This is a genomic window from Actinomycetospora soli, assembly GCF_021026295.1.
In the GTDB taxonomy this organism is placed as follows: Bacteria; Actinomycetota; Actinomycetes; order Mycobacteriales; family Pseudonocardiaceae; genus Actinomycetospora; species Actinomycetospora soli.
The window spans coordinates 398,757-425,582 of record NZ_JAJNDA010000004.1; the positions used below are offsets into that span (position 1 = coordinate 398,757).

The 26,826-nt window shown below is 75.2% G+C and carries 26 protein-coding genes; 15 read left to right on the plus strand and 11 right to left on the minus strand.

Annotation, left to right across the window (positions count from 1 at the left end; translation table 11 throughout):
• Positions 1 to 101: 101 nt before the first annotated feature.
• Complete coding sequence (locus LN037_RS08935; protein ID WP_230751573.1) at positions 102 to 1,250, plus strand: DUF6542 domain-containing protein; 1,149 nt, start codon at positions 102 to 104, stop codon at positions 1,248 to 1,250.
• A gap of 187 nt (positions 1,251 to 1,437) precedes the next feature.
• Here the strand turns inward: LN037_RS08935 and LN037_RS08940 are convergent, their stop codons facing one another.
• The gene (locus tag LN037_RS08940) at positions 1,438 to 2,421 is read right to left on the minus strand and encodes a 4-hydroxy-3-methylbut-2-enyl diphosphate reductase (RefSeq protein ID WP_230751574.1); all 984 of its coding nucleotides are present in this window, start codon (positions 2,419 to 2,421) and stop codon (positions 1,438 to 1,440) included.
• 116 nt (positions 2,422 to 2,537) lie between these two features.
• Here LN037_RS08940 and LN037_RS08945 point away from each other — a divergent pair, with 116 nt between their 5' ends.
• The 4 genes from LN037_RS08945 to LN037_RS08960 are packed head-to-tail and all read left to right on the plus strand — an operon-like array spanning position 2,538 to position 5,591.
• Positions 2,538 to 3,086 (plus strand): lipid droplet-associated protein, encoded by a 549-nt coding sequence (locus tag LN037_RS08945; protein WP_230751575.1) that lies wholly within the window; start codon positions 2,538 to 2,540, stop codon positions 3,084 to 3,086.
• The gene (xseA, locus tag LN037_RS08950; protein WP_230751576.1) at positions 3,083 to 4,327 is read left to right on the plus strand and encodes an exodeoxyribonuclease VII large subunit; all 1,245 of its coding nucleotides are present in this window, start codon (positions 3,083 to 3,085) and stop codon (positions 4,325 to 4,327) included. Before LN037_RS08945 ends, xseA begins: the two co-directional genes overlap by 4 nt.
• Positions 4,328 to 4,387: 60 nt before the next feature.
• Positions 4,388 to 4,612 (plus strand): exodeoxyribonuclease VII small subunit, encoded by a 225-nt coding sequence (locus LN037_RS08955; RefSeq protein WP_230751577.1) that lies wholly within the window; start codon positions 4,388 to 4,390, stop codon positions 4,610 to 4,612.
• A gap of 4 nt (positions 4,613 to 4,616) precedes the next feature.
• Positions 4,617 to 5,591 carry a hypothetical protein gene (locus tag LN037_RS08960; RefSeq protein WP_230751578.1) on the plus strand — a complete coding sequence of 325 codons (975 nt, stop codon included), beginning with the start codon at positions 4,617 to 4,619 and terminating at the stop codon, positions 5,589 to 5,591.
• 61 nt (positions 5,592 to 5,652) lie between these two features.
• On the opposite strand, the gene LN037_RS08965 is transcribed toward LN037_RS08960, so the two are convergent.
• Positions 5,653 to 6,237 carry a DUF4245 domain-containing protein gene (locus LN037_RS08965; RefSeq protein ID WP_230751579.1) on the minus strand — a complete coding sequence of 195 codons (585 nt, stop codon included), beginning with the start codon at positions 6,235 to 6,237 and terminating at the stop codon, positions 5,653 to 5,655.
• A gap of 98 nt (positions 6,238 to 6,335) precedes the next feature.
• Between LN037_RS08965 and glpX the strand changes: the two genes are divergently transcribed.
• From glpX to LN037_RS08995, 6 genes are read left to right on the plus strand one after another with little or no spacing between them, the layout of a single operon-like run.
• Positions 6,336 to 7,379: a class II fructose-bisphosphatase gene (gene glpX, locus LN037_RS08970; protein WP_230751580.1), complete on the plus strand. Its 1,044-nt coding sequence runs from the start codon at positions 6,336 to 6,338 to the stop codon at positions 7,377 to 7,379.
• A 33-nt stretch (positions 7,380 to 7,412) separates the two neighbouring features.
• On the plus strand, positions 7,413 to 8,822 hold the full coding sequence (locus tag LN037_RS08975; protein ID WP_230751581.1) for a class II fumarate hydratase: 1,410 nt from the start codon (positions 7,413 to 7,415) through the stop codon (positions 8,820 to 8,822).
• A gap of 2 nt (positions 8,823 to 8,824) precedes the next feature.
• The gene (locus LN037_RS08980) at positions 8,825 to 10,324 is read left to right on the plus strand and encodes an ATP-dependent DNA ligase (protein WP_230751582.1); all 1,500 of its coding nucleotides are present in this window, start codon (positions 8,825 to 8,827) and stop codon (positions 10,322 to 10,324) included.
• Between the two features lie 35 nt (positions 10,325 to 10,359).
• Positions 10,360 to 11,514 (plus strand): glycosyltransferase, encoded by a 1,155-nt coding sequence (locus tag LN037_RS08985; protein ID WP_230751625.1) that lies wholly within the window; start codon positions 10,360 to 10,362, stop codon positions 11,512 to 11,514.
• Between the two features lie 19 nt (positions 11,515 to 11,533).
• Positions 11,534 to 11,755 carry a hypothetical protein gene (locus LN037_RS08990; protein WP_230751583.1) on the plus strand — a complete coding sequence of 74 codons (222 nt, stop codon included), beginning with the start codon at positions 11,534 to 11,536 and terminating at the stop codon, positions 11,753 to 11,755.
• A 31-nt stretch (positions 11,756 to 11,786) separates the two neighbouring features.
• Positions 11,787 to 13,226, plus strand: coding sequence for a GuaB1 family IMP dehydrogenase-related protein (locus LN037_RS08995; protein ID WP_230751584.1), 1,440 nt, complete (start codon positions 11,787 to 11,789; stop codon positions 13,224 to 13,226).
• A gap of 83 nt (positions 13,227 to 13,309) precedes the next feature.
• Here LN037_RS08995 and phoH2 read toward each other — a convergent pair whose 3' ends face one another.
• Both phoH2 and LN037_RS09005 read right to left on the minus strand, forming a co-directional pair.
• On the minus strand, positions 13,310 to 14,641 hold the full coding sequence (gene phoH2 / locus LN037_RS09000; protein WP_230751585.1) for an RNA 5'-3' helicase PhoH2: 1,332 nt from the start codon (positions 14,639 to 14,641) through the stop codon (positions 13,310 to 13,312).
• A gap of 351 nt (positions 14,642 to 14,992) precedes the next feature.
• Positions 14,993 to 16,279 carry a DUF885 domain-containing protein gene (locus LN037_RS09005; protein ID WP_230751586.1) on the minus strand — a complete coding sequence of 429 codons (1,287 nt, stop codon included), beginning with the start codon at positions 16,277 to 16,279 and terminating at the stop codon, positions 14,993 to 14,995.
• 363 nt (positions 16,280 to 16,642) lie between these two features.
• On the opposite strand from LN037_RS09005, the gene LN037_RS09010 reads away from it, so the two are divergent.
• Positions 16,643 to 17,140, plus strand: coding sequence for a hypothetical protein (locus tag LN037_RS09010; RefSeq protein ID WP_230751587.1), 498 nt, complete (start codon positions 16,643 to 16,645; stop codon positions 17,138 to 17,140).
• A gap of 136 nt (positions 17,141 to 17,276) precedes the next feature.
• On the opposite strand, the gene LN037_RS09015 is transcribed toward LN037_RS09010, so the two are convergent.
• Entirely contained in the window at positions 17,277 to 18,056 is a 780-nt protein-coding gene (locus LN037_RS09015; RefSeq protein WP_230751588.1) for an isoprenyl transferase, read from the minus strand.
• Positions 18,057 to 18,161: 105 nt separating this feature from the next.
• On the opposite strand from LN037_RS09015, the gene trhA reads away from it, so the two are divergent.
• On the plus strand, positions 18,162 to 18,833 hold the full coding sequence (trhA, locus tag LN037_RS09020) for a PAQR family membrane homeostasis protein TrhA (RefSeq protein WP_230751589.1): 672 nt from the start codon (positions 18,162 to 18,164) through the stop codon (positions 18,831 to 18,833).
• Here the strand turns inward: trhA and abmR are convergent.
• The 4 genes from abmR to mca all read right to left on the minus strand — a co-directional run bounded on the left by abmR (position 18,824) and on the right by mca (position 23,030).
• Positions 18,824 to 19,495 (minus strand): ATP-binding transcription factor AbmR, encoded by a 672-nt coding sequence (gene abmR / locus LN037_RS09025; protein ID WP_504755634.1) that lies wholly within the window; start codon positions 19,493 to 19,495, stop codon positions 18,824 to 18,826. The genes trhA and abmR overlap by 10 nt on opposite strands.
• A 266-nt stretch (positions 19,496 to 19,761) precedes the next feature.
• The gene (locus LN037_RS09030; protein WP_230751590.1) at positions 19,762 to 21,771 is read right to left on the minus strand and encodes a thioredoxin domain-containing protein; all 2,010 of its coding nucleotides are present in this window, start codon (positions 21,769 to 21,771) and stop codon (positions 19,762 to 19,764) included.
• 45 nt (positions 21,772 to 21,816) lie between these two features.
• Positions 21,817 to 22,119: a hypothetical protein gene (locus LN037_RS09035; RefSeq protein WP_230751591.1), complete on the minus strand. Its 303-nt coding sequence runs from the start codon at positions 22,117 to 22,119 to the stop codon at positions 21,817 to 21,819.
• Positions 22,119 to 23,030, minus strand: a complete 912-nt coding sequence (gene mca, locus LN037_RS09040; protein WP_230751627.1) for a mycothiol conjugate amidase Mca — start codon at positions 23,028 to 23,030, stop codon at positions 22,119 to 22,121. Before mca ends, LN037_RS09035 begins: the two co-directional genes overlap by 1 nt.
• Positions 23,031 to 23,318: 288 nt before the next feature.
• Here mca and greA point away from each other — a divergent pair, with 288 nt between their 5' ends.
• Positions 23,319 to 23,813, plus strand: coding sequence for a transcription elongation factor GreA (gene greA, locus LN037_RS09045; protein WP_179796656.1), 495 nt, complete (start codon positions 23,319 to 23,321; stop codon positions 23,811 to 23,813).
• A 19-nt stretch (positions 23,814 to 23,832) separates the two neighbouring features.
• On the opposite strand, the gene LN037_RS09050 is transcribed toward greA, so the two are convergent.
• Complete coding sequence (locus LN037_RS09050; protein ID WP_372460405.1) at positions 23,833 to 25,062, minus strand: threonine ammonia-lyase; 1,230 nt, start codon at positions 25,060 to 25,062, stop codon at positions 23,833 to 23,835.
• A gap of 292 nt (positions 25,063 to 25,354) precedes the next feature.
• On the opposite strand from LN037_RS09050, the gene LN037_RS09055 reads away from it, so the two are divergent.
• A complete protein-coding gene (locus LN037_RS09055; RefSeq protein ID WP_230751593.1) occupies positions 25,355 to 25,597 on the plus strand; it encodes a hypothetical protein in 243 nt (80 codons plus the stop codon).
• A 24-nt stretch (positions 25,598 to 25,621) separates the two neighbouring features.
• Here the strand turns inward: LN037_RS09055 and LN037_RS09060 are convergent, their stop codons facing one another.
• Positions 25,622 to 26,773 (minus strand): cystathionine gamma-synthase, encoded by a 1,152-nt coding sequence (locus LN037_RS09060; RefSeq protein WP_230751594.1) that lies wholly within the window; start codon positions 26,771 to 26,773, stop codon positions 25,622 to 25,624.
• Between the last annotated feature and the right edge of the window lie 53 nt (positions 26,774 to 26,826).

Below are 26,826 nucleotides of genomic sequence, written 5' to 3' on the forward strand. Positions count from 1 at the left end.
ACACGCCCGGTCCGTCGGTGGGCGGCGGATCCTCCGGACACGTGCTATCCCTCGCGCCGAGGGGCGCCGGGTGTCGTCCGCGCGCCCGCTACCGTGATCGTGTGACCACGACGCGGGACGACGCGACGACGTCGGCGGCGCTCGCCGAGGTCGGGGAGGCGTCCGCGTTCCCGGGGCTGCGGGGTCTGCGCTGGTGGGCCGTGCTCCTGCTCGCGCTGGCCCTGACCGCCGGCGGGGTCGCCGTGGACGTCCTGCGCGAGGGCACCCTCGGCGTCGTCTTCCTCGCGGCGTACCCGGGCGGCTGTGTGCTCGCCGCGGTGCTCGCGCAACGGCGCGACATCTTCGTGCCGATGGTGCAGCCGCCGCTGCTGCTGGCGGTGTCGGTGCCGGTGGCGATCGCCGCGACGGGCACGCTGCCCGCCTCCGGCGGACTGGTCTCCACCGCCCTCGCCGTCGGCGCGCCCCTCATCAACGGCTTCCCCGCGATGGCCGTGACCACCGTGATGTGCGTGCTGATCGGCCTGGTGCGGATGCGGGTCCAACGGTGGCACCTGCCGGACGCCGAGGCGCGCCGCGAGCCGGTGCGTTCCGGGCCCGCGGCGGCGCCGACCCGCGACGCCCGACCGCGGGACGACCGGGACCGCGACCGTGAGCGGGACCGGGGTCGTGACCGCGAGCGGGAGCGGGAGCGTGCCCGCGAGGAGCGGGACCGCCGCGAGGCCGCCGAACGCGCCGACGCCGCGGACCGCCGCGAGCAGGCCGAGCGGGACCGCCGCCGGGCCCAGGAGCGGGCGCGGGCCGAGCGGGACCGCGAGATGGCCGAGCGCGACCGGGCCGCCCGGGAGCGTCGGGAGCAGGACCTCGCGGAGCGCGAGCGGGCCCGCCGCGACCGCGACGCGAAGGCCGGCTCGAAGAGCGGTTCGAAGAAGCGTCCGAAGGCCCGCGACGAGCGTCCGGACGAGCGCGAACAGCTCGCGCGCGGCGCCGCGGAGGTGCCGCCCGGTCCCATGCCGCGTCGGTCGCCGCTCAAGGGCGCCGGCCGCGACGAGGCTCCGGCCCGGGACAAGACGCCCCCGCGGGAGCCGGCGCCGCGCGACCAGCCGCCGCGCGACCAGCCGGCACCACGGGACGCGCGCAGCCGGGAGGACCGCATGCGCGAGGAACGCCTGCGGGAGGAACGCCGCGCAGGCCCGCGTCCGCCGGGGGTGCACCCCGTGCGGGAACGTCCGCCGGAGCGGCCGCCGCGCTGACGCGCCTTCGCTCTCGCAGCCCTCGCCGCCGAGTGGCACGTCACGCAGGAATCCGGGCCCCCCGAACCTGCGTCAGTGACCACTCGCGCAAACGGGACTGGCCGCCCGCGCCGCCCTCACCGCGAGTGGCACATCACGCAGGAATCCGGGCCCCCGGACCTGCGTCAGCGACCACTCGCGGGCGGGGTCAGCGCACGGCGTCGGGGCGCATGTCGCGCTTGAGCTCGCGCGGGAGCGAGAAGGTGAGCTTCTCGTTGGCGGTCGTGATCTCCTCGACCTCGGCGTAGCCCCGGTCGGCCAGCCAGTGCAGCACCTCGCCGACGAGGATCTCCGGCACCGACGCGCCGCTGGTGACGCCCACGGTGCGCACGCCCTCGAGCCACGTCTCGTCGATCTCTCCGGCGTGGTCGACCAGGTGCGAGTCCTTCGCCCCGGCCTGCAGCGCGACCTCGACCAGGCGGACCGAGTTCGACGAGTTCTTCGACCCGACGACGATGACGAGCTCGCACTGCGGCGCCATCGCCTTCACCGCGACCTGGCGGTTCTGCGTGGCGTAGCAGATGTCGTCCGAGGGCGGGTCGGCCAGCGCCGGGAACCGCTCGCGCAGTGCGGACACGGTCTGCATCGTCTCGTCGACCGACAACGTGGTCTGCGAGAGCCAGATGACCTTCTCCGGGTCGCGCACCTCGACCGAGTCGACCGCGGCCGGGCCGTCGACGACCTGGATGTGCTCGGGGGCCTCGCCGGAGGTGCCCTCGACCTCCTCGTGGCCCTCGTGGCCGATCAGGAGGATGTCGTAGTCCTCGCGGGCGAAGCGCTTGGCCTCCTGGTGCACCTTCGTCACCAGCGGGCACGTGGCGTCGATCGTCTTGAGCTCGCGCTGCGCGGCCTCGGCGTGCACCGCCGGGGAGACGCCGTGCGCGGAGAACACCACGGTCGCGCCCTCGGGCACCTGCGTGGTGTCCTCGACGAACACCGCACCGCGGGCGGCGAGGGTGTTCACGACGTGGCGGTTGTGGACGATCTCCTTCCGCACGTACACGGGCGGGCCGTAGGTCTCGAGGGCCTTCTCCACCGCGACGACGGCACGGTCGACACCGGCGCAGTAGCCGCGCGGCTTGGCCAGCAGCACCTTGTGCGTCGTGGTCTCGGGCCCCGTGGTGACGGACATGTCCCCGAGGGTACGGATTCGGCGGCGCCGATCACGGGTGAGCGGGTGAACGTGAGCTATGACCAGCGCCCCGTGGCGATTCGCACACCACCGGCGGGTCCTGGCAGGGTGGGGACATGAGTTCCCTCCCGTTCCCGGTGCGTGTCGCCGCCGGACTGGTCGTCACCGCGGTCGAGGAGGTCCAGGCCCTCCCGCGGACGATCGTCGGCCTGCCGATCACCGCCGTGAGCACCGTGCTGCAGCTGTCCATGCGCGCACAGCAGGTCGTCACCGAGCTCGCCATCAAGGGCGACACCGCCCTCGAGGGCGGCCGGCCGGTCGAGGACGCGCCGTCCTGGGCCCGCTTCGACGACGACGTCGACACCGGCCCTGCGGTCGCCCCGTCCCGGCGCCCGTCGCTGGAGCAGGCCGCGACCAACGGCCACGCCCGCCCGCGCGGCCCGCAGGCACCCGCCGTCGGGACGCCGCAGGACACCGCGAGCGTCACCCCGGACGCCCTGCCCGGCTACGAGACGATGACCGTCGCGCAGCTGCGGGCGCGCCTGCGGACCCTGTCCGTCGAGCAGCTCACCGAGCTGCTCGCGTGGGAGTCCGCGCACGCCGACCGGCCGCCGTTCGTCACGATGCTGACCAACCGGATCGCCACCGTCACCGCGGAGCAGTGACCGGGGCGGGCGCAGCGGCGGGGGGCGGCGCCGAGCCGACCACCAGCGCCGAGTCGCCGTGGCCGGTCCGCACGGTCGCGCTCAAGGTCTCGAAGTGGATCGACCGGCTCGGGCCGGTGTGGGTCGAGGGCCAGCTCACGCAGCTCTCCGCGCGCACCGGCACCGCGTTCCTGACGTTGCGCGACCCGGCCGCGGACGTCTCGCTCTCCCTGACCGCGCCCACCCCGCTCGTGCGCGAGAAGGCGCTGGCCGAGGGCCAGCGGGTGGTCGTCCACGGCAAGTTCTCGTTCTTCTTCGGCCGCGGGACGCTGTCCCTGCGCGTCGACGAGGTCCGCGCGGTCGGGGTCGGTGAGCTCCTCGCCCGCATCGAGCGGCTGCGGGCGCTCCTCGCCGCCGAGGGCCTGTTCGACGCCGCCCGCAAGCGCCGGCTCCCGCGCCTGCCCACCTGCGTCGGGCTGATCACCGGGCGGGCGAGCGCGGCCGAGCACGACGTGGTCACGGTCGCGACGACGCGGTGGCCGGCCGTGCACTTCCGGGTCGAGAACACCGCCACGCAGGGCGTGCAGGCGGTCCCGCAGATCCTCGACGCCCTGGACGCGCTCGACCGCGACCCGGCCGTCCAGGTGATCGTCATCGCCCGCGGCGGCGGCAGCGTCGAGGACCTGCTGCCCTTCTCCGACGAGGCCCTCTGCCGCGGGATCGCGCGCTGCCGCACCCCGGTGGTCACGGCGATCGGGCACGAGCCGGACACCCCGCTGGTCGACCACGTCGCCGACGTCCGCGCCGCGACCCCCACCGACGCCGCCAAGCGGATCGTCCCGGACCTCGCCGAGGAGACCGCCCACCTCGCCGCCCTGCGCACCCGCGCCCGCCGCGCGCTGCACGCGTGGGTCGAACGCGAGGACGCCCTGATCGCCCGGCTCCGGGCCCGGCCGGTGCTCGCCGACCCGCTGCGCACCGTCGACGCCCGCGCCGGGGAGGTCGCCGCGCTCACCGACCGCGCCCGCCGCACCGTCGACCGCGGCCTGCGCGAACGGGAGGCCGACATCCGCCACCGGCGGGCCTCGCTGACGGCGCTCGGACCCGCGGCGACCCTCACCCGCGGCTACGCGATCGTGCAGCGCGGCGGCGAGGTCGGCTCCCCGGTGCTGCGCGCCGCCGCCGACGCCCGGCCCGGCGACCTGCTGCGGGTCCGCCTCGCCGACGGGGCCGTCACCGCGCGGGTCGAGGCCGCCGAGTGAGCGCCGTGGGCCACCGCTGACACTGGACGACAGGAACGGCACACGACGGGAGTACCGAGCATGGCCGACGACGAGCCCGGCTACGAGCAGGCCCGCGACGAGCTCGCGCAGGTCGTCGCGAAGCTGGAGGCCGGCGGGCTGTCGCTCGAGGACTCGCTCGCGCTCTGGGAACGGGGCGAGGAACTCGCCCGGGTGTGCGAGCGTCACCTGGCCGGAGCACGCGCGAAGGTCGACGCCGTGCTCCGCGAGGCGGAGTCGCAGGAGCCTCCGGGTCGGTCAGGATAGGGCCATGAGCAGCCCGCCGGAGGAGGCCTGGGAGCGCGCGATCGCGGACGCGCACGACGGCTACCACGACGAGACCCGCCTGCACCGCGATCCCGACGTGCTCGTCGAGGACGTCGTCTCCTGGCGGATGCTCTCGCCGCACCTGATGCGGGCGCTGGCCTTCCTGGTCGCGCCGACCGTGCTGCTCGGGATCTGGCTGCTGCTCGACTACCTCGCGTCGACCTCCGGGCCCTCGATCACCGGCCGGCTCGTGATGAACGTGCTGATCGCCGTGATCGTGGTGCTCTACCTCGCCGGGCTCGCCGCGTTCTTCGCCCCGGCCAAGGAGCCGATCGCCGAGTACTCGCGGCTGCTGGAGCACCGCGCCGGCGCGGCCCGCGGCGCCTACGACTGGGTCACCCGTGCCGCCCGCGCCCGGCGCACGCCCGCGGAGGTCGCGCCGAGCACCGTCGCCGGGGTGCCGGTGCTGCTGTTCCGCCAGCGCAGCGAGCGGGCGATGCTGCTCGTCCAGCCCTACGGCCAGGACCTCTACGTCGGCTGGACGATGTGGCGCTCCCGCTCGACGGCCACGCTCCTCGCGCACTTCCTCCGCGACACCTTCGGCCGCTTCGCGCCGCTGCCGGTCCTCTCGGCCGAACTGCGCGCCGCCTCCACCCGCGCGATGCGCGAGAGCGTGCACTCGCTCGCCCGGGAGGGCGTGGCGGCCGCCGCGTACGCCGACCGCGCCGCCGCCGAGCCGTCCCGACGGCGGGCCGCGTCGCCGGAGACCGCGGCCCCCGCGGCCCCCGCGGCCCCCGCGGCCCCCGCGGCCCACCGGGAGCAGGAGCCGGAGCCGCACCGGCCCGCCGCGGCCGACCCGACCCGTCGTCGGGAAGGCCTCCCCGCCTCGGCCCCGGTGACCGACCCGACCGCTGGCTGGGCGCAGGAGGAGCGCGAGTACGTCACCCGCGACGAGGCGTGGGGCCCGCCGCCGCGCTGACCCGCGCGGGTGTGGCGCCGGACTGACGTCGGACGTCAGCCGTGTGCCACCGCTGACGCGGCTACGGCGACCGGCGCGCCGCGGTGATCAGCTGGACGAAGCGGGCCGGGGTCGCGTCGCCCGTGACGAGCCAGCGCACCCCGCCGCCGACGTCGGCGACCCAGATCGCCTCGTTGCGCAGCCCGCGGTAGGTCGCCCACGTCAGCCCGTCCGCGCTCACCGGGGCCCCGGCCTGCGGCGTGCCCTGCTCCGAGGTGACGAGGCCCTCGACGGTGCCGTCGGACTGGACGAGGCGGACGAACGAGTCGTCCGGGGTCAGCCAGCCGAGCCGGAACGCCCGGCCGCCCTCCCCCGGGGTCGAGCTCTGCGCCGCGTCTCCCGGTACGTCGCGGATGTCGGTGGACTGCGGGATCCAGTCCGCCGGCAGCTGCGGCCCGCGCACCGGGAAGGGCAGCGTGGCGGCGGCCGACCGGGTCGCGTCGGCGACGTCGATGCGCTGCACCGACCCGCGGTCGACCGTGCTCGGCGAGGACACCGAGCACGCGCGGGTGAGTCCGGTGAGGGCCAGGACGATGACCGCGAGCACGATCGTGCCGACGGCGAACGGTCCGATGCCGCCGGTGCGGTCGGCCTTGGGCGAACTCATGGGCTCCATCGTTCCAGTGGCCCTCGACGCGGCGCCGGACGAGGCCCTGGTCTGGGAGGATGGCGACCCCCGTCCAGCTGGAAGAAGGAGCGCACCCGGTGACCTCTCCCGCCCGCCGTCGTCCCGAGGCCCCGGACCGCAACCTGGCCCTCGAACTCGTCCGGGTCACGGAGGCCGCCGCCATGGCCGCGGGCCGCTTCGTCGGGCGCGGCGACAAGGAGGGCGGCGACGGCGCCGCCGTCGACGCGATGCGCAAGCTCGTCAGCTCCGTCTCGATGCGCGGCGTCGTCGTCATCGGCGAGGGCGAGAAGGACGAGGCGCCGATGCTGTTCAACGGCGAGGAGGTCGGCAACGGGGACGGCCCGGAGTGCGACGTCGCCGTGGATCCGGTCGACGGCACCACCCTCATGGCCAAGGGCATGCCGAACGCGCTCGCCGTGCTGGCCGTCGCCGAACGGGGCGCGATGTTCGACCCGTCGGCCGTGTTCTACATGGAGAAGCTCGCGGTCGGGCCGGAGTACGCCGACGTCGTGGACATCACGCGCTCGGTGAAGGACAACCTGCGCGCCATCGCGAAGCGCAAGGGCGGCGGCATCCCCGACGTCACGGTCTGCGTGCTCGACCGGCCGCGCCACGACCAGCTCGTGCAGGAGATCCGCGACGCCGGCGCCCGCATCCGGTTCATCTCCGACGGCGACGTCGCGGGGGCCATCGCGGCCGCCCGCCACGAGAGCGGCGTCGACATCCTGCTGGGCATCGGCGGCACGCCCGAGGGCATCATCGCCGCCTCCGCGATCACCTGCCTCGGCGGTTCCTTCCAGGGCCGGCTGTGGCCGAAGGACGACGCCGAGCGGGAGAAGGCGATCGCCGCGGGGCACGACCTCGACCAGGTGCTGCACACGACCGACCTGGTCAAGGGCGAGAACATCTTCTTCTGCGCCACCGGGGTCACCGACGGCGACCTGCTGCGCGGCGTGCACTACCGGGCGGGCGGGGCCACCACGCAGTCGCTGGTGATGCGCTCGAAGTCCGGCACGGTGCGCCTCATCGACGGCTACCACCGGCTGTCGAAGCTGCGGGAGTACTCGAGCTTCGACCTCGGCGGGGACGACGACGACCTGCAGGAGTCGCCCTGGCAGTGAGCGCGGCTCGCGCGCCTCGGCACAATGACGACCATGAGCAGCAACGGCGCCCAGGAGTTCCGCACCGAGCACGACACGATGGGCGAGGTCCAGGTCCCCGCCCAGGCGCTCTACGCGGCGCAGACCCAGCGCGCGGTGGAGAACTTCCCGATCTCCGGCCGCCCGATCGAGCCGGCCCAGATCCGCGCGCTCGGGCTCGTCAAGGGCGCCTGCGCCCGGGTGAACAAGGACCTGGGCGTGCTCGACGCCGGGATCGCCGACGCCGTCGCGGCCGCCGCCGACGAGGTGGCCTCCGGCGCGCACGACGGCGAGTTCCCGATCGACGTGTTCCAGACCGGCTCGGGCACCAGCTCGAACATGAACGCCAACGAGGTCATCGCGACGCTGGCCTCGCGCGCGTCGGGGGAGAAGGTCCACCCGAACGACCACGTCAACGCCTCGCAGAGCTCGAACGACGTCTTCCCGACGACGATCCACCTGGCCGCCACCGAGGCCGTCGTCCGCGACACCATCCCGGGCCTGGACCACCTCGCGTCGGTGCTGAACCGCAGGGCGCAGGACTGGCGGCACGTGGTCAAGTCCGGCCGCACGCACCTCATGGACGCCGTGCCGATCACGCTCGGCCAGGAGGCCGGCGGCTGGGCGACCCAGTGCACGCACGGCGCGGAGCGGCTGCGCGCCACGCTCCCCCGCCTCGGCGAGCTGCCCATCGGCGGCACCGCGGTCGGCACCGGGATCAACACCCCGGAGGGCTTCGGCGGCAAGGTCGTCGAGCAGCTGCGGCAGTCGACCGGCATCCCCGAGCTCACCGAGGCCCGCGACCACATCGAGGCCCAGGGCGCCCGCGACGGCCTCGTCGAGGTCTCCGGCGCGCTGCGCACCGTCGCGGTCAGCCTCTACAAGATCGCCAACGACGTCCGCTGGATGTCCTCGGGCCCCTCGACCGGGCTCGCCGAGATCCGCATCCCCGACCTGCAGCCGGGCAGCTCGATCATGCCGGGCAAGGTCAACCCGGTGATCTGCGAGGCCACGATGATGGTCTGCGCCCAGGTCATCGGCAACGACGCGACCGTCGCCTTCTCCGGCACGCAGGGCAACCTCGAGCTCAACGTCATGATGCCGGTGATGGCGCGCAACATCCTGGAGTCGGCCCGCCTGCTGGCCAACGCCGCGCGCCTGCTCGCCGACCGCGTCCTCGAGGGCACCGAGGCCGACGAGGAGGCCTGCCGCCGCTACGCCGAGTCCTCCTCGGCGATCGTCACGCCGCTCAACCGCCTCATCGGCTACGAGGAGGCGGCGAAGATCGCGAAGAAGGCGATGAAGGAGCGCAAGACGATCCGCGAGGTCATCGAGGCCGACGGCTACGTCCGCGACGGCAAGCTCACCCAGGAGCAGCTCGACACCGCGCTGGACGTGCTCGCGATGACGCGGGTGGACTCCTGACGATGCTCTTCTCCCGGGTCGTCGCGACCTCCGGCGAGGTCGGGGCGACCCGGTCGCGCAAGGCCAAGACCGCGGCGCTGGCCGCGGTCCTGGCCGACGCGTCGCCCGACGAGGTCGCGCCGGTCACGGCGTGGCTCGCCGGGTTCATGCTGCAGGGCCGGACCGGGATCGGCTGGCGCACGCTGTCCGGCGTCGACGTCCCGCCCGCCGCGGAGCCGTCGCTGGCGGTCGGTGACGTCGAGGCGGCGCTGGACCGGCTCGCGGCGCTCGCCGGGTCGGGCAGCGGGGTCGGCGCCCGGCGGGCGGAGGAGCTCTCGGCGCTGCTCGGCGCCGCCACCGCCGACGAGGGCCGGTTCCTGGTGCGGCTGCTCGGCGGCGAGCTGCGCCAGGGCGCGCTCGAGGGGCTGATGGTCGAGGCGGTCGCCGCGGCGGCGGAGGTCCCGGCCGAGGTGGTGCGCCGCGCGTTCATGCTCTCCGGACAGCTCCCGGAGACCGCCCGCGCGGCGCTGGCGTCCGACGACCCGGTGGCGGCGCTGGAGGCCGTCGGGCTCGAGGTGATGCGCCCGGTCCGCCCGATGCTCGCCTCCCCCGGCGACTCGCTGGAGGACACGCTCGCCGACCTGGGCACCGAGATCGTCGTCGAGCACAAGCTCGACGGTGCGCGCATCCAGGTCCACCGGCGCGGCGACGAGGTGCGGGTGTGGTCGCGGACGCTGCACGAGATCACCGACGCGGTGCCGGAGATCGTGGCGCTGACCCGCGCGCTGCCCGTCTCCGAGGTCGTGCTCGACGGGGAGACGCTCGCCGTCGCCGAGGACGGGCGGCCGCGCGCGTTCCAGGAGTCGATGAAGGGGCTGGGCTCCGGGGCGATGCAGCCGTGGTTCTTCGACTGCCTGCACCGCGACGGCCGCGACCTGGTCGACGAACCGCTGGAGACCCGTCGTCGGGAACTGGCGGAGGTGGTGGGCGACCGGGTGATCCCGTCGGTGGTGCGGCCGAGCGCGGAGCGCGCGGCGGAGGCGATCCGCGAGGCCCTGGCCGCGGGCCAGGAGGGGTCGATGGTCAAGGCCCTCGACTCGACGTACACCGCGGGCCGGCGCGGGAAGGCCTGGCAGAAGATCAAGCCCTCGCACACCTTCGACCTGGTGGTCCTCGCCTGCGAGTGGGGCTCGGGACGACGGCGGGGCTGGCTGTCGAACATCCACCTCGGGGCCCGGACGGACGACGGCTTCGTCATGGTCGGCAAGACCTTCAAGGGCATGACCGACGAGACGCTGCGCTGGCAGACCGAGACGTTCCCGCGGTACGAGACGTCCCGGGACGCGTACACGGTGTATCTGCGGCCGGAGATCGTCGTCGAGATCGAGCTCGACGGGGTGCAGACCTCCACGCGCTACCCGGGCGGCGTGGCGCTGCGCTTCGCGCGGGTGGTGCGCTACCGCGACGACAAGCCGGTGGGCGAGACCGACACCCTCGACACACTTCGGGCCCTGCGCCGCTGATCGTCGCGACGGCGGGGCACCCCGGTCCCGTGCGCATGCTCACGACCGTCACCGGCTCGCCCTCCCACGCCCGGGCCGTCCTGCCGTTCGCCCGGGTGGTCGCGGAGGCCGGACACGAGGTGGTCGTCGCCTGCCCGCCGGACCTCGCCGCCACGTTCGACCGGGAACCGGTGACGGTCGCACCGGTGCTGGTCCCCATGTCCGAGGCGGCCGCCCGCTTCGTCCCGCGCATCGAGGCCCTGGGCGAGGACCCCGACCCGGCCGCCGTCGTGGCGCGCGTGTTCGCCGGCGAGCACCTGGTCGACGAGGTGCGGGCGCTGCGCGGGCTCGGTCGCGTCGACCTCGTGCTGCGCGACGGGGGCGAGTTCGCCGGGATGCTGTACGCCGAGGAGCTGGGGGTGCCGCACCTGCCCGCGCCGTCCGGGGCGGCGCACGTCCTCGACCCGCTGCACGTCGGGCCGCTGCTCACCGCGTCCCGCACCGAGCTGGGGCTGCCCGCCGTCCCCGACGCCGGCGCGCCGGCCCCGTTCGGCCGCCTGGACTGCATGCCGCCGACGTTCTCCTTCGCGCCGCCGTGGCTGCCGGACGCGTTCGCGTACCGGCAGGACGACGAGGTCGAGCGCGGCGGTCGGCTGCCGGAGTGGGTCGCGGCGCTGCCGGCGGGCCGGCCGCTGGTGCTCGGGTCGCTCGGGACGGCGCTGCCGATGATGCAGGCGTCCGGGCGCAGCGCCCCGGGCGGTCCGCCCGCCGACCCCGCCGCCGGGCTCCGCGCGCTGGTGCGCGGGGCGAACGCGGTGGACGCCGAGGTCGTCGTCGCGACCGGCGGGCTGGAGTGCGACGTCGAGCCGGCACCGCACGTGCACCTCGAGCGGTGGGTGCCGCAGCCGCTGCTGCTGCAGGTCGCCGACGCGATGATCACCCACGGCGGCTACAACACCGTGCGCGAGGCGGTCCGCCACGGCGTGCCGATGGTCGCGTTCCCGCAGTTCGGCGACCAGTTCGCGAGCGCGGGGCGGATCGCGGCGCTCGGGCTCGGCCGGCACGTGGACGGGGCGTCGGTGGCCGAGGGACTGGCGGCCGTGCTCGACGACGGGTCGGTGCGGGGCGCGGTGCGGGCCGCCCAGCGGGCGATGCTCGCGCTGCCGCCGGTCGCGGAGTTCGTCCACCGGGCGGAGGCGCTGGTCGGCTGAGAGGCGCACACTGGAGCGCATGGTCATCCGACTGACGACCTACGGGCCCGCCTCCCTCGTCGCGGTGGCGCTCGCGGGCGACGCCGACGACATGCCGCGCGACGTGCGTCTCGTCGAGCCCGAGGTGGCCGCCGAGATCGAGGCGCTCGTCGAGGAGCACCACGGGGAGCAGCTCCTCGGGGTCGACCTGGACACCCTCGTCGAGGAGGCCACCGCCCGGGTCGACGCCGCTCGGCGGTGAGGGCGCGCCCGACCCGGTAGCCTGTGCGCACGTGCGGTTCCTCGACGGCCACGTTCCGGCTCACGACCTGACCTACGACGACGTCTTCCTCGTCCCCGAGCGCTCCGACGTCGCGTCCCGGTTCGACGTCGACCTCGCGGTCGCCGACCCCTCGGGCGCGACGATCCCGGTGGTCGCGGCGAACATGACGGCGGTGTCCGGCCGTCGCATGGCCGAGACGCTGGCGCGCCGCGGCGGCATGGCCGTGATCCCGCAGGACGTCGACCCGGCCGCCGTCGCCGACACCGTCGCCGGGGTGAAGTCGCGCCACCCGGTGTGGGACACCCCCGTCGTCCTGGACCCGGGTGAGGCGGTCGCGGATGCGCTGAACCTCGTCAGCAAGCGGGCGCACGGTGCCGTGGTGGTGGCCGACGCGGGCGGGCGTCCGCTCGGCGTCGTCCGGGAGGCCGACTGCACCGGGGTCGACCGTTTCACCCGGCTCGCGGACGTGCTCGTGCCGGCCGTGACGGTGCCGGTGGGCACCGAGCCGCGCGCCGTGTTCGACGCCCTGTCGGCGCCTGGCGCGGGCGACCTCGCGATCGGTGTCGACGACGACGGCCGCCTCGCCGGCGTCCTCACGCGCACCGGCGCGCTGCGCGCCGAGGTCTACGTGCCCGCCCTCGACGCCGACGGCCGCCTGCGCGTCGCCGCGGCGCTCGGCGTGAACGGCGACGTGGCGACGCGGACGAAGGAGCTCGTCGCCGCGGGCGTCGACGTCCTCGTGGTCGACACCGCGCACGGCCACCAGGAGAAGACGATCGCCGCGCTGCGCACGGTGCGGGGGGCCGCGCCGGACGCGGTCGTCGTCGCCGGGAACGTCGTCACGGCGGCGGGCACGATCGACCTGATCGAGGCGGGCGCGGACATCGTGAAGGTCGGGGTCGGACCCGGCGCGATGTGCACGACGCGGATGGCCACCGGCGTCGGCCGCCCCCAGTTCTCCGCCGTGGCCGAGTGCGCCGCGGCCGCCCGGGCCCGCGGGAAGCACATCTGGGCCGACGGCGGGGTGCGGCACCCCCGCGACGTGGCGCTGGCCCTCGCCGCGGGCGCCTCGGCGGTGATGGTGGGGTCCTGGTTCGCCGGGACCTACGAGTCGCCCGGCGACCTGCAGCGCGACGAGCACGGCGCGCCGTACAAGGAGTCGTTCGGCATGGCGTCGAAGCGCGCCGTCTCCGCCCGGACCCGCACCGACTCGGCGTTCGACCGCGCCCGCAAGGGGCTGTTCGAGGAGGGCATCTCGTCGTCGCGGATGCGGCTCGACCCGGCCCGGCCCGGCGTCGAGGACCTGCTCGACTCGGTCTGCGCGGGCGTCCGCTCGGCGTGCACCTACACCGGGGCGTCCACGCTCGAGGAGCTCCACGCCCGCGCGGTGCTGGGCATCCAGTCCGCGTCCGGCTTCGCGGAGGGTCGCCCGCTCCCGACGGGGTGGTGAGCGCCGACCCGCCGTGCCCCTGCGTGAGGGGAACCCTCGTGCCACAAGAGCGCTCGAAGGTTCCCCTCACGACGCGGGGCGGGTCAGCCGCCGTGCGCCTCGCCCTCCAGCATCTCCGTGACGAGCGCCGCGATGGGCGAGCGCTCGGAGCGGGTCAGCGTGACGTGGGCGAACAACGGGTGGCCCTTGAGCTTCTCGATCACCGCGGCGATCCCGTCGTGGCGGCCGACGCGCAGGTTGTCGCGCTGGGCGACGTCGTGGGTGAGCACGACCCGCGAGTTGGTCCCGAGCCGGGAGAGCACGGTGAGCAGCACGTTGCGCTCGAGGGACTGGGCCTCGTCGACGATGACGAACGCGTCGTGCAGTGAGCGCCCGCGGATGTGGGTCAGCGGGAGCACCTCGAGCATGCCCCGCTCGATGACCTCCTCGACGACGTTGGTCGAGACCAGCGCGCCGAGGGTGTCGAAGACGGCCTGCGCCCAGGGCGCCATCTTCTCGTTCTCGCCGCCGGGCAGGTAGCCGAGATCCTGCCCGCCGACCGCGTAGACCGGCCGGAACACGACGATCTTGCGGTGCTGCTGGCGCTCGAGCACCGCCTCGAGGCCGGCGCAGAGCGCGACGGCGGACTTGCCGGTGCCGGCGCGGCCGCCGAGGGAGACGATGCCGACGTCCGGGTCGGTCAGCAGGTCGATCGCGATCCGCTGCTCGGCGGAGCGGCCGTGCAGCCCGAAGACGTCGCGGTCACCGCGGACGAGGCGGACCTGCTTGTCGGGCGTGACGCGCCCGAGGGCGGAGGAGCCACCGGCGAGCAGCCGCAGCCCCGTGTGGCAGGGCAACTCGCGGGCCGCCTCGACGTCGGTGAGCCCGTCGGCGAACAGGTCGGAGATCTCCTGCGGCTCCGCGGCGACCTCGGCCATGCCGGTCCAGCCCGACGTCACGACGTCCTGGGCGTGGTACTCGTCGGCCGGGAGCCCGACCGCCGCCGCCTTGACGCGCAGCGGCATGTCCTTGGTGACCAGGGTGACCCGCGAGCCCTCGGCCGCGAGGTTCGCGGCGCACGCCAGGATGCGCGCGTCGTTCTCCCCGGTCCGGAAGCCCGCCGGCAGGACCGACGGGTCGGTGTGGTTCAGCTCGATGCGCAGGGATCCGCCCTCGGGCGTGATCTCGATCGGCTGGTCCAACCGGCCGTGGGTGATGCGGAGGTCGTCGAGGAGGCGCAGCGCCTCCCGGGCGAACCAGCCGAGCTCCGGGTGGTGGCGCTTGCCCTCCAGCTCGGTGATGACGACGAGCGGCACGACCACCTCGTGCTCGGCGAAGCGGGTGGGGGCCCACGGGTCGCTGAGCAGGACCGAGGTGTCCAGGACGTAGGTGATCGGGGTGACCGACGGGGGCTGTGCGACGTGCTCTGCGCTCACGGCTACTCCCTCGGGCGGTCGCGGCACCCACGACCACGGTTTCCTCGCTGGGACGAGGTGACCTACGTCGTGATCCGGAGCCGCGGGGGCGGGCCCCCGCCGGGGGACCTCCCTCTCCGGCGCCGCGCGCGAGGACCGGGTGCCGGCCCTCCCGCCGGGTCGTCCGGGCCGTGGTGCACGCCCGCCGGGGCGGGCGCCCCGGCGGTGCCGCGGCACCGCGTCCCGATCAGACCCGTCACGTTCTCCGGCCTCCCCGGACGGTCCGCATCCGCTACGGCGCCGTCGAGGCGGACGGTACAGCCGGTGACCGGTCGTTGTCGCGCGCCGAGCGTGACAATTTCGGGTCGCACATCACACGCTCGGCGACATCGGCGTGTCGTCGACGTGTCGGGGGTACCGCTCGGCGTCGGCCGCGGCCTCGATCTCGCGGCGCAGCATCCCCGGGGTCCAGGACTCGTCGAGCAGGCGCGCGAAGCGCTCCCCGGCGGTCGTCCCGGGCGGGCGGGCCGCCAGCCAGGGGCGGACCAGCCGGGCACCCTCGACGTAGGTGGTGGTGTGGATCCGCCAGCGCGGGTGGGCGAGGAACTCCAGCATCCGGCCGGCGCGGTCGTCGTCGACGAGCAGCCAGCGCCGCAGGTGCGTCCGGGCCCGGTCCGCGCGGTCGACCGCCGACGAGCCGTGCAGCAGCAGCGCGGCGTCCTGGCGCACGCTCGCGAGCGGCTCGCTCGCCGTCTCGACGGCCTCGCCCAGCGCCGCCCGGTCGGGCCCCGGTGCCCCCGCGATCCCGACGAGGCGCTCGGCGGCCCACCGCCCCCACCCCGGCCCGACGACGGCGTCGAGCCCCACCTCGGCGGCACCCTCCGCGACGAGGCTCTGCGGGGTGCGGGCCAGCAGCAGGGTCCGCTCCGGTCGGGCCGTGCCCTCGGTGCGGGCCGCCTCGGTGTGGTGGCCGGGGTAGGCCTCGTGCGCCGCGAGCAGCGGCAGGTGGCTCCACCGGTGCCCGGCCTCGACGGCGACCTGCACGACCGACCGTCGCGGCCCGGTCCGCCGCGTGAAGCCGGCCCACGGGGCGCCCTGGACGACCTCGAGGCCGACCCACTCCCCCGGCGGGAGCCCCACGGTGGCCGCGGTGGCCTCCCGCAGCCCCGCCAGCACGGCGGCGGTCGCCTCCCGCAGCACCGCGGGCGGCACCCGGTCGGCGTCGCGGAAGGCGGCCATCGCGGCGGGCAGTCGCGCGAGCGGCACGCCGAGGAGGGCGGCGAGGGCGTCGTGCGCGGCGCGGTAGCGGTCCTCGTCGCCCGGGGCGATCCCGACGCCGAGGCAGCCCCGCACCTCCTCGACGAAGGGCGCCTCGCCGCCCGCGGCCCGGAACGCGACGACCTCGCACGCCGCGAGCTGCGCGTCGAGGTACTCCGCCCGGCGCCCGCGGTGCCCGGCGACCCGGCGGCGGAGTGCGGCCGCCTCCCGGCGCAGCGTCTCCGGGTCGGTCGCCTCGTCCGGGAGCCCCGGAGGCTCGTCGGCGAGGTGCGCGTCGACGAGTCCGGGCACCGCGCGACCGAGGCGCAGCCCGAGCCGCACGTAGGCCCGCGCGAGCCCGTCGAGGCCCTCGTCCGCGATCTCGTCCGCGATCTCGTCCACCGTCCGGTGACGTTACCCGCCGTGGCCCGATCGGGCCTCGGAGCGGACACCGCGTCGCTGAATACGACGGACGGGTGTCGAGGTGGCTCACGCAGCGGGAGCTGAATGCGCTCTCCGGGCGCTCGCCGCGACCGTTCCGGGGCGGGGTCTCACCCGGTGAAAGCACTCAAGTCGCGCTACGAAGTAGGTGCCACTCGATCGGGGATCCGGCGATACCCACGGCCGAGTTCGCCCGTTAGGTTTCATGTCATCAGCCGCACCGTCCGTGGGGCTGGAACACACGAAAGCGGGTCACCCGATCCCGGATCGGGAACCGCACTCTCACGAGGGGAACTTCTCCGAATGCTGCTGAAGAAGGCGGGAATGGTCGTCCTGGGTGCCGCGGCGGGCGTGGCGGCGCTCTCCGGGACCGCTTTCGCGGGGGACATGCCCTCGACGCGCACCGACGACCACGGTCACCACCACCACCACGACCACGACAAGGACCGCGACCACGGCCGCGACCACTCGCACGGTGGCGGCAACGGCAACGCCTCGGCCCGCAACGGCGACTGCGCCAACTTCGGTGACCAGCTCGTCGGCCTGAACTGCGTCAACGTGCAGGCCCCGATCAACCAGCTCGGCATCCTGAGCGGCTACGACAACAGCAGCGACGACGACGGCGGCCGCAACGGCAACGCCCGCACCGGTGGCGACAACGGCGGCCGCGGTGGGGACCGCGACGGCGGCAACGGCAACGCCTCCGCCCGCAACGGCGACTCCGTCAACTTCGGCGACCAGCTGATCGGCGTCAACGGCCTCAACGCCCAGCTGCCGATCAACCAGCTCGGCCTGCTGAGCGGCTACAACAACGCGTCCTGATCTGAATTCCCGACGGCGGGTGCGGACACTGTGGGAGCGGACCCGCACCCGCCGTCGGGAAAGCCGTGCGACGACGCACCGGCGTATCCGTGCCCATCGGGGGATGGCACGGGTGCGCCGGTGCGTCCTGCTGCGTTCAGCCGCCGTAGCGGCGGTTCCGCTCCGAATAGTCCCGCAGTGCCCGCAGGAAATCGATACGGCGGAACTGCGGCCAGAACGCCTCGGTGAAATAGAACTCCGAGTACACCGACTGCCACATGAGGAATCCCGAGAGGCGCTGCTCCCCCGAGGTCCGGATCACCAGATCCGGGTCGGGCTGCCCCGAGGTGTAGAGGTTCTCCGCGATGTGGTCGACGTCGAGGACCTCCGCGAGCTCCTCGATCGAGGTGCCCGCCTCCGCGTGCCGCAGCAGCAGCTTGCGGACCGCGTCCGCGATCTCCTGCCGCCCGCCGTACCCGACGGCCGCGTTGACCTGGAGCCCGGTCCGCCCCTGCGTGGACTCCGCCGCCGCGGCCAGCCGGGCGGCCGTCGCGGCCGGCACCAGGTCGGGCGCCCCGACGATGCGCAGCCGCCAGTCGCGGTCCGGCGCCGCGAGCCCCTCGACGGCGGTGGCGATGATCTCGAGCAGCGCCTCGAGCTCGGCGGCCGGCCGGCTCACGTTGTCGGTGGAGAGCAGGAACAGCGTGACGACCTCGACGCCGGCCTCGTCGGCCCAGTCGAGCATGTCGACGATCTTCCGGGCGCCGACGCGGTGGCCGTCGCTGGGATCGGTGAGGCCGACCTCCTTCGCCCATCGGCGGTTGCCGTCGAGGATCACCCCGATGTGGCGGGGTGGGTGGCTCGCTGCGACCTTGCGGCGCAGTCGTCGCTCGTAGAGCGAGTACGCCACCTCTCGGACGTTGTCCCGGACGCTCACGGGCGGCCAGGCTACGCCGCCATCCCGTCCCTCCGACCCCCTCGTCACCCGCCCGACGCGCAGAGTTCTCGGGATCCGCCGCGAGCTGTCCTACCCTCTGGAGGCGTGACCATCGTCGACAGTGCCCCGGCGACGCCCGTCAAGCCGCGCCTGCGCGGCTGGCTGCACCTGTGGTCCTTCGCCGTCGGGATCGCCGCCGGTGCCACCCTGATCGCCCTGGCCGGCTCCACCGTCTCCGGCGAGGCCGCCGCGGCCGTGGCCGTCTACTCCGGCACCGTCCTGGGCGTCTTCGGCATCAGCGCCCTGTACCACCGGCGCTCCTGGGTCTCGCCCCGCGCGCGCACCACGATGAAACGCCTCGACCACGCGATGATCTTCATCTTCATCGCCGGGACCTACACCCCGTTCGCGGTGCTGGCCCTGCCCGAGACCACCGGGCTGGTGGTCCTCGCGGTGGTGTGGACCGGCGCGGTGGCGGGCGCGGCGCTCAAGGTCCTGCGCCCGCACACCACACGCTGGGTCGGGGTCCCGATCTACCTCGCGCTCGGCTGGGTCGCCGTCTTCGTGCTGCCCGACCTGCTCACGCGCGGCGGCGTGGCGGCGTTCGTGCTGCTCGTGGTGGGTGGCGCGATCTACACCCTCGGGGCGGTGGGCTTCGCCCTGCGGCGCCCGCGCGGCTGGCCCGCCACCTTCGGGTACCACGAGTTCTTCCACGCGGCGACGGTCGTCGCCGCGATCTGCCACCACATCGCGATCTGGCTGATCCTCTACGCCTGATCGCCCGGCTCGTCGGCCGCCTCGTCGCCCGGCTCGTCGGCCCGGTCCGGCGTTCCCGACGGCGGGTCCAGGCGCGGCCCCCGGGTGCGGAGCTCGTCGACCGTGCTCATCGCCTCGCGCAGCTCGGCGAGCCACGGCTCGGTGTGCTCCCCGACCAGCGCGACCGCCCACGCCAGCGCCTCGGAGCGCGACCGGGCGACCCCGGCGTCGACCAGCGTGTCCAGCACCCGGCGCTCGGGCTGGCGCAGCCGCGTCATCACGGGCACCGACAGCGTGGTGAACAGCTCCTCGACCCCGCCGTCGCCGTCCGCGATGCGCGCGCCCCACGCGACCTTGCGCCCGTAGCGGTGCTCGGCCTGCCGGGCGATCTCCATCCGGTCCTCGCGGGTCTCCTCCCGGAACCGGCTGATCCGACCCACGGCGCTCGCGGCCCGCGCGGCGGCGTCGCCCTCCACCTCGGGCACCGGCAGCTGTCCGACGATCAGGATCTCCTCGCGGTCGACCGTCACCTCGGGGGCGGCCACGAACCAGCCGTCCGGCAGCCGCCCGGCCAGCCAGGCCTCGAGGTCGTCGGTCGCGGGCAGGTCCCCCGCCGGGCGCCCGCCACGGCTCACGCGTCCCCCGCCGCCGGGGCGTCCCCGGTGTCCTCGTCCCACCATCATCATCGGCTCCTTCATCGTGCGATGCATTGATTACAGCATTACGCACGTGCGCGGGTCGAGCTGGTTCGCGGTGGGCGGACGGCGGCGTCTCCCCTCCCCGACCGACGATGGCGCGCTGGATGCACCCAGTGGGAGCAACCCGCCATCGACGTCGGGCCGCCGCCCCGCCCCGCCCCTCGTGGCCCCGCCCCTCGGACGGCAGGAAAGCGTCGTTGCTGTCACGCCGTGGCAGCAACGACGCTTTCCTGCCACCCGAGGGGGGCGCGTCAGCCCAGGTGCAGCGCGCCCGCGAGCTCGTCGGGCGTGGTCACCGGCCGGTCGCACACGAAGCCGCGGCAGACGTAGGCCGCGGGTGCCCCGTCGACGAGCGGGCGGTCGGCGAGCAGCGGGACGCCCGGGGCGTCGGGCTCGCCGCCCACGACCACCGTGCCGCCCGGGGCGTGCCGGCGCGCCGCCCCGAGCAGCGCGTCCCGGTCGGCCGCGTCCGGGCCGACGACGGCGACCTGCAGCGGGCCCGTCAGCGCCGCCTCGGCCGCGGCCGCCCAGCCGCCCGCGAACCGGGCGTGGCGGGCGAGCAGGGTGCCGGCCGTCGTCAGCGCGGCGTCGGCCGCCTCGCGGTAGCGGGCCGAGTGGTCCGGGCCGACGAGCACGGACGCCGTGAGCAGGGCCGCGGTCAGCACCGACGACCCGCACGGGGTGGCCCCGTCGGTGATCTCCCGGGGTCGGCTGACGAGGGCCTCCGCGTCGTCGGCGGTGTCCCAGAACAGCCCGGGGTCGGCGTCCGCGAAGTGGGTCAGGGCGAGGTCGAGCAGCCGGCACGCCTCGTCCAGCCAGCGGGCCTCCCCGGTCGCCTGGTGCAGGGCGAGCAGCCCCTCGGCGACGGCCGCGTGGTCCTCCAGCACGCCCGGCGCGTCCCCGACGACGCCGTCGCGCGAGGTCCGGCGCAGCCGCCCGTCGACGAGGTGCACCCGCAGCAGCATCCCGCCGGCCCGGCGCGCGGCGGCGAGGAGGTCGGGGCGGCCCAGCGCGGCCGCGGCCTCGACCAACGCGGTGATGGCCAGCCCGTTCCAGGCGGCCACCACCTTGTCGTCCCGCGCGGGCTGCGGCCGCGTCGCGCGCGCCGCCAGGAGCGCCTTGCGGGCCGCCTGCCAGCGCGCCGGGTCGACGGGGTCGACCGGCATCTGCAACGTCGAGCGACCGTCCTCGAACGTGCCCTCGGGGGTGACGACGAGCAGCTCCGCCGCCCAGGCGCCCTCCTCCGGCCCGAGGACGTCGGCCAGCTCGGCCGGGGACCACACGTAGGTCGAGCCCTCGGAGCCCGCGGCGTCGGCGTCGAGGGCCGCGGCGAACCCGCCCTCGGGCGTGCGCAGGTCGCGGAGCAGGAACGCGGCGGTCTGCTCGGCGACGTGGCGGGCGAGGCCGCCCGCCAGCCGGGCCTCGTGCGCGTAACTGCGCAGCAGGAGCGCGTTGTCGTAGAGCATCTTCTCGAAGTGCGGCACCACCCAGCGGGCGTCGACCGAGTAGCGCGCGAACCCGCCCGCCAGCTGGTCGAGCAGGCCGCCGCGCGCCATGCGCTCGTGGGTGGCGGTGACCATCCGCCAGGCGGCGGCGCTCCGGGTCCGCTCGTGGTGGCGCAGGAGGAACTCGCACACCGACGACGGCGGGAACTTCGGGGCGCCGCCGAAGCCCCCGGCGGTCGCGTCGAACTCCCCCTCCAGCGCGGCCACCGCGCCGGCGAGCACCTCCGCGTCGACCGGGGCGGCGGGCAGCGACCGCGCGACACCGGCCAGCCGCATCGCGATGCCCGAGGCGGCGCTGCGCACGGTGTCGTTGTCGGTCTCCCACGCCTTCGCCACCGCCGCCAGGAGCTGTGTGAACGAGGGCATCCCGCCGCGTGGCTGCGCCGGGTAGTACGTGCCGCAGTGGAACGGCTCGCCGGTCGGGGTGAGGAAGCACGTCATCGGCCAGCCGCCCTGGCCGGTCATGGCCTGGGTGGCCTCCATGTACACCGCGTCGACGTCCGGGCGCTCCTCCCGGTCGACCTTGATCGCCACGAAGCGCTCGTTCACGAACGCCGCCACCTGCGGGTCGGAGAACGACTCGTGCGCCATCACGTGGCACCAGTGGCAGGCCGAGTAGCCGACCGACAGCAGCACGGGCACCCCGCGCTCCCGGGCCTCCGCGAAGGCGGCGGGCTCCCAGGGGCGCCAGTCGATCGGGTTGTCGGCGTGCTGGCGCAGATAGGGGCTGGTCGAGTCGGCGAGCCGGTTGGCCATGGCCGCGATGGTCGCACGGCGTCACCGGGCCCTCCGCCGTCGGCGTCAGCCCTCCGGGCCCGCCCGGCCACCCCGTGACGGCGAGTCCACCGGTCCCGACGACGGCTCCGGCCCCGGGCCCCCGTCGGGCGCCTCCGGCGAGCCCTCCGTCTCCCCCGGCGGGTCGAACGACTCCGGCACGTTCCGCAGCCGCTTGGTCATCGAGCGGATCAGCAGGAACGTCGCGATGCCCAGCAGGAGGATCACGACGAGGGCGATCGGCGAGGTCTTGCCGAACTCCTCGCCGCGGTCGGCTCCCGGCGCCGGCGGCTGGGCCTGCGCCAGCAGGACGACCAGGCTCGCGGGCATCACGACGTCAGCACCCGCTCGCGCACGCCGGAGAACAGGTCGCCGTCCTCGGGCGACTCGGTCTCCGCGGGTTCACCGACGAGCGAACGCGCCAGTTCGTAGTCCTCCGTCGGCCACACGCGCTGCTGGAGCTCCATCGGCGTCTGGAACCAGCGCCCGTCGGGGTCGATCTGCGTGGCGTGGGCGAGCAGCGCGGCGTCGCGCACCGGGAAGTACTCGGCGCAGCGCACCCGCGTGGTCACCCGGGACCCGGGGTCGGGGCGCGACGAGGTGTCCCAGTTCTCCAGCCACTCCGCGTAGGGCGACTCCTCCCCCGCCGCGAGCATCGCCTCGTGGAAGGCGACGATGCGCGCGCGGGAGAACCCGTGCGAGTAGTAGAGCTTCAGCGGCTGCCACGGCTCCCCGGCCTCCGGGAAGCGGTCGGGGTCCCCGCAGGCCTCCCACGCCGCCATCGACACCTCGTGGCAGCGGATGTGGTCGGGGTGGGGGTAGCCGCCGTTCTCGTCGTAGGTCACGACCACGTGCGGGCGGAACTCGCGCATCACACGGACGAGGGCCTCGGTGGGCACCTCCAGCGGCTCGAGCGCGAAGCAGCCCTCGGGCAGCGGCGGCTTGGGATCGCCCTCGGGCAGCCCCGAGTCGACGAAGCCGAGCCACCGGTGCTGCACACCGAGGATCTCCGCCGCCCGCGCCATCTCGGCGCGCCGCACGCCGACCATGTCGGCGAGCACCTCGGGGCGGTCCATGGCCGGGTTCAGGATGCTGCCGGCCTCACCCCCGGTGCACGTGACGACCATGACCTCCACGCCCTCGGCGACGTAGCGCGCACACGTCGCCGCGCCCTTGCTCGACTCGTCGTCGGGGTGCGCGTGCACCGACATCAGTCTCAGCTGATCTCCCACGCCCACCATCATCCTCCGACCCCCCGACAGCCTGCCGCGCCCACCGGGTACCCGACCCCCGTCCGGCGGATCGTCGCAGGTAGGCGAGGCCCTGTGACTTTCCTCGGAGATCCGGGAACCTCTCGGGGCCGGAGTTCGTACCGGCTCCGCAGGGCCCCGACCGTGTTAGTGTCCACCGACACGGCCCGCATGCCGCGGGTCGTGTTTTTCCGTCTGTGGACGCCCCGCGACCTCTCGCGGGCGCGTGCAGGCCGCCGCCCCGCGCCCGCGGGACCGGACCCCGAGGAGTTGATCGCCGTGACCGAGACGCAGACCCAGGTGACCTGGCTGACCCAGGACGCCCACGACCGCCTCAAGGCCGAGCTCGACGACCTCGTGGGGCAGCGTCCCGCGATCGCGCAGAAGATCAACGCCGCCCGCGAGGAGGGCGACCTCAAGGAGAACGGCGGCTACCACGCCGCCCGCGAGGAGCAGGGCGTCATGGAGGCGCGCATCCGCCACCTCCAGGAACTGCTGCACACCGCGAAGGTCGGCGAGACGCCCACCGAGTCGGGGACCGCCGTCCCGGGCACCGTGCTCACCGTGCGCTTCGAGGGCGACGACGACACGGAGACCTTCCTGCTCGGCTCCCGCGAGGAGGGCTCGGCCGGCTCCATCGAGGTCTACTCGCCGAACTCCCCGCTCGGCTCCGCGCTCATCGGCGCGAAGGCCGGCGACACCGTCAGCTACGACCTCCCCGACGGCGGGTCGATGGAGGTCACCCTGGTCTCGGCGGAGCCCTACTCCCCCTGACCGGGCACGCCCCGGACCCTCACACGGCGCCCTCCGCGACGCGGTAGCCCGCGTCGCGGAGCGCGGTGAGGATCGTGTCCTGGTGCTCGGGCCCGCGGGCCTCGAGCGTCAGCGCCACCTCGACGGTCCCGAGGTCGAGCGGCCCGAGCCCCGCCGACGCCCCGAGCCGGCGGTGCTCGACGTCCACGACGTTGCCGCCCAGCCGTCCCACGAGCGCGAGCAGGTCGGCGAGGTAGCCCGCCCGGTCCGGGATGCGCACGCGCAGGCCGGCGTAGCGGCCGGCCGCGACCATGCCCCGCCGCACGATCTCGGCGAGCATCAGCGGGTCGACGTTGCCGCCGGAGACGAGCGCGACCACGGGCGGTTCCCAGCGGCCCGGGTACTCGGCGATCGCCGCCACGGCCGCCGCGCCCGCGGGCTCCACCAGCAGCTTGCTGCGCTCCAGGCACTGCAGCACGGCCCGGCTCAGCGCCTCCTCGGTGACCGTGACGATCTCGTCGACCTGCGCGGCGACCTGTGCGAAGGTCAGCTCGCCCGGCCGGGGCACGGCGATCCCGTCCGCGATCGTGGCACCGGTGACGGTCGTCGGCTCCCCGGCCGCCAGCGAGGCGGGCCACGCGGCGAGCCCCTCCGCCTGGGCCCCCACCACGCGGACGCCGGTGCCGTGCAGCGCGGCCGCGATCCCGGCGACGAGGCCGCCCCCGCCGGTGCAGACCACCACCGTCCGCGCGTCGGGGACCTGCTCGGCGATCTCCAGCCCGGCCGTCCCCTGCCCGGCGACGACGTCGGGGTGGTCGAAGGGGTGGATGAGCACGGCCCCGGTGCGGTCGGCGAACGCCTGGGCCTCGACGAGCGTGGCGTCGAAGGTGTCCACCAGCTCCACCCGCGCCCCGTAGCCGCGGGTGGCCGCGAGCTTCGGCAGCGGCGCCCCGGCGGGCATGAACACGGTGGCCTCGGCGCCCAGCAGCCCGGCCGCCAGCGCCACGCCCTGCGCGTGGTTGCCGGCGCTGGCCGCCACCACGCCGCGGGCCCGCTCGGCGTCGGTGAGCCGCTGGATCCGGCGGTAGGCGCCCCGGAGCTTGAAGCTGCCGGTGCGCTGCAGGTTCTCGCACTTGAGCAGGACCGGCCCACCCGCCGGCACCGACAGCACCCGCGAGGGCTCGACGGGCGTCCGACGCACCACCCCGTGCTGGTCGGCCCGGGCGGCCTCGACGTCGGCGCGGGTGACGAGGGTCGGCACGCCCCGCATGGTGCCCCACCCCGGCCGCACCCCGGTGTGAGGGGAGGATCCGAGCGCTCTCGTGGCCCGAGGGTTCCCCTCGCGCGGGGACCGGGCGCGGGAAGTTCCCGGCGCGGCGGTGATGTCGCCGACCGGTTCCGGGCCGCGGCGGGCGGGCAACCGAGCGGTGTCGGGGACGTCCCACGGGCCGGTCGCCGCGCGGGTGCCGACGCCGACCGGACCGCCCGAACCGAACGGGCGTGCGCACCGGACGTCGTCGGTAGCCTGTGGTGAGAGCGTGAGATTGCAGGGGGAGGACCCGATGGAGACGCGTCGACGTGCCGCCCGGATCGGGCTGGTCGCGCCGCTCGTCGCCGCCGCCGCGCTGGCCGGGGCGGCCGTGTTCACGGTGCAGGCGGCGGGGTGCGACGACCCCGGCACGCTGGTGTCCACCCAGCACGGCCCGGTGCTGGTCGGCGGGTGCACCGTGCCCTCGCTCGTGACGCCCGGGCACACGGCACCGCACGGCTCGGCCGAGGACCAGGCGGCCGCGCGCCGGGGCTGACCCGCCCCGGCGTCGCGAACCTCGCTAGAGCCGGCCCAGCGCGGTCAGCAGGTCATCGACGAGGTCGTCGGCCTCCTCGATGCCCACCGACAGGCGCACGAGGTCCGACGGGACCTCGAGCGGCGAGCCCGCCGTCGACGCGTGCGTCATGGCGCCCGGGTGCTCGATGAGCGACTCCACGCCGCCGAGCGACTCGGCGAGCGTGAAGACCGTCGTCGCCGCGCACAGCGCCCGCGCGGCCTGCTCCCCGCCCGCGAGGCGGATCGACACCATCCCGCCGAAGCGGTGCATCTGCTTCGCCGCCACCTCGTGGTTCGGGTGGGTGGCGAGGCCCGGGTAGAGCACCGTCGACACCGCGTCGTGGGCGGCGAGGGCCTCGACCACCCGCTCGGCGTTGTCGCAGTGGCGGTCCATCCGCACCGCGAGCGTCTTGATGCCGCGGGTGGTGAGGAAGCAGTCGAACGGGCCGGGCACCGCGCCCATGCCGTTCTGGAGCCGCGCGAGGTCGGCGGCCAGGGCCTCGTCCGAGGTGATGACGGCGCCGCCGACGACGTCGGAGTGCCCGCCGAGGTACTTCGTCGTCGAGTGCAGCACCACGTGGGCGCCCAGGGCCAGCGGCTGCTGCAGGTAGGGCGAGGCGAAGGTGTTGTCGACGACGAGCCGGATCCCGGCCTCGTCCGCGACGCCCGCCAGCGCCGGGATGTCCGCGATCGAGAGCAGCGGGTTGGTCGGCGTCTCGCACCACAGCAGGCGCGTCTCCGGCAGGATCGCGGCGCGCACGGCGTCGACGTCGGAGAGGTCGACCGCGCTGAACCGCACGCCCCAGTCGGCGAGCACCGTCGAGACCAGCCGGAACGTGCCGCCGTAGGCGTCGATCGGGATGACGACGTGGTCGCCGGGGCGCAGCGTGGCGCGGAACAGCGTGTCCTCGGCCGCCATGCCCGACGCGAACGCCCGACAGAACCGCCCGCCCTCGAGCGCGGCGAGCTGGGTCTCCAGCGCGGCGCGGGTGGGGTTGCCGGTGCGGGCGTACTCGTAGCCCGAGCGCAGCCCGCCGACCCCGTCCTGGGCGAACGTCGACGTCGCGTGGACGGGGACGACGACCGAACCGGTGGTCGGGTCCGGCTCCTGGCCGGCGTGGATGGCGCGGGTGGCGAAACCGTGGTCCTGACTCACCCGGTCCAGTCTGCCCGGATTCCCGACGGCGGGTCGGGCCGGGTCGGTGTCGG

What these genes read in the sequence shown, in the direction of transcription:
- LN037_RS08940 (WP_230751574.1), bottom strand. Translation starts at nt 2,421, where the DNA reads ATGTCCGTCACCACGGGGCCCGAGACCACGACGCACAAGGTGCTGCTG.
- LN037_RS08945 (WP_230751575.1), top strand. Translation starts at nt 2,538, where the DNA reads ATGAGTTCCCTCCCGTTCCCGGTGCGTGTCGCCGCCGGACTGGTCGTC.
- LN037_RS08955 (WP_230751577.1), top strand. Translation starts at nt 4,388, where the DNA reads ATGGCCGACGACGAGCCCGGCTACGAGCAGGCCCGCGACGAGCTCGCG.
- LN037_RS08960 (WP_230751578.1), top strand. Translation starts at nt 4,617, where the DNA reads ATGAGCAGCCCGCCGGAGGAGGCCTGGGAGCGCGCGATCGCGGACGCG.
- LN037_RS08965 (WP_230751579.1), bottom strand. Translation starts at nt 6,237, where the DNA reads ATGAGTTCGCCCAAGGCCGACCGCACCGGCGGCATCGGACCGTTCGCC.
- LN037_RS08975 (WP_230751581.1), top strand. Translation starts at nt 7,413, where the DNA reads ATGAGCAGCAACGGCGCCCAGGAGTTCCGCACCGAGCACGACACGATG.
- LN037_RS08980 (WP_230751582.1), top strand. Translation starts at nt 8,825, where the DNA reads ATGCTCTTCTCCCGGGTCGTCGCGACCTCCGGCGAGGTCGGGGCGACC.
- LN037_RS08985 (WP_230751625.1), top strand. Translation starts at nt 10,360, where the DNA reads ATGCTCACGACCGTCACCGGCTCGCCCTCCCACGCCCGGGCCGTCCTG.
- LN037_RS08990 (WP_230751583.1), top strand. Translation starts at nt 11,534, where the DNA reads ATGGTCATCCGACTGACGACCTACGGGCCCGCCTCCCTCGTCGCGGTG.
- LN037_RS09010 (WP_230751587.1), top strand. Translation starts at nt 16,643, where the DNA reads ATGGTCGTCCTGGGTGCCGCGGCGGGCGTGGCGGCGCTCTCCGGGACC.
- abmR (WP_504755634.1), bottom strand. Translation starts at nt 19,495, where the DNA reads ATGATGGTGGGACGAGGACACCGGGGACGCCCCGGCGGCGGGGGACGC.
- LN037_RS09030 (WP_230751590.1), bottom strand. Translation starts at nt 21,771, where the DNA reads ATGGCCAACCGGCTCGCCGACTCGACCAGCCCCTATCTGCGCCAGCAC.
- LN037_RS09035 (WP_230751591.1), bottom strand. Translation starts at nt 22,119, where the DNA reads ATGCCCGCGAGCCTGGTCGTCCTGCTGGCGCAGGCCCAGCCGCCGGCG.
- mca (WP_230751627.1), bottom strand. Translation starts at nt 23,030, where the DNA reads ATGGTGGGCGTGGGAGATCAGCTGAGACTGATGTCGGTGCACGCGCAC.
- LN037_RS09050 (WP_372460405.1), bottom strand. Translation starts at nt 25,062, where the DNA reads ATGCGGGGCGTGCCGACCCTCGTCACCCGCGCCGACGTCGAGGCCGCC.
- LN037_RS09055 (WP_230751593.1), top strand. Translation starts at nt 25,355, where the DNA reads ATGGAGACGCGTCGACGTGCCGCCCGGATCGGGCTGGTCGCGCCGCTC.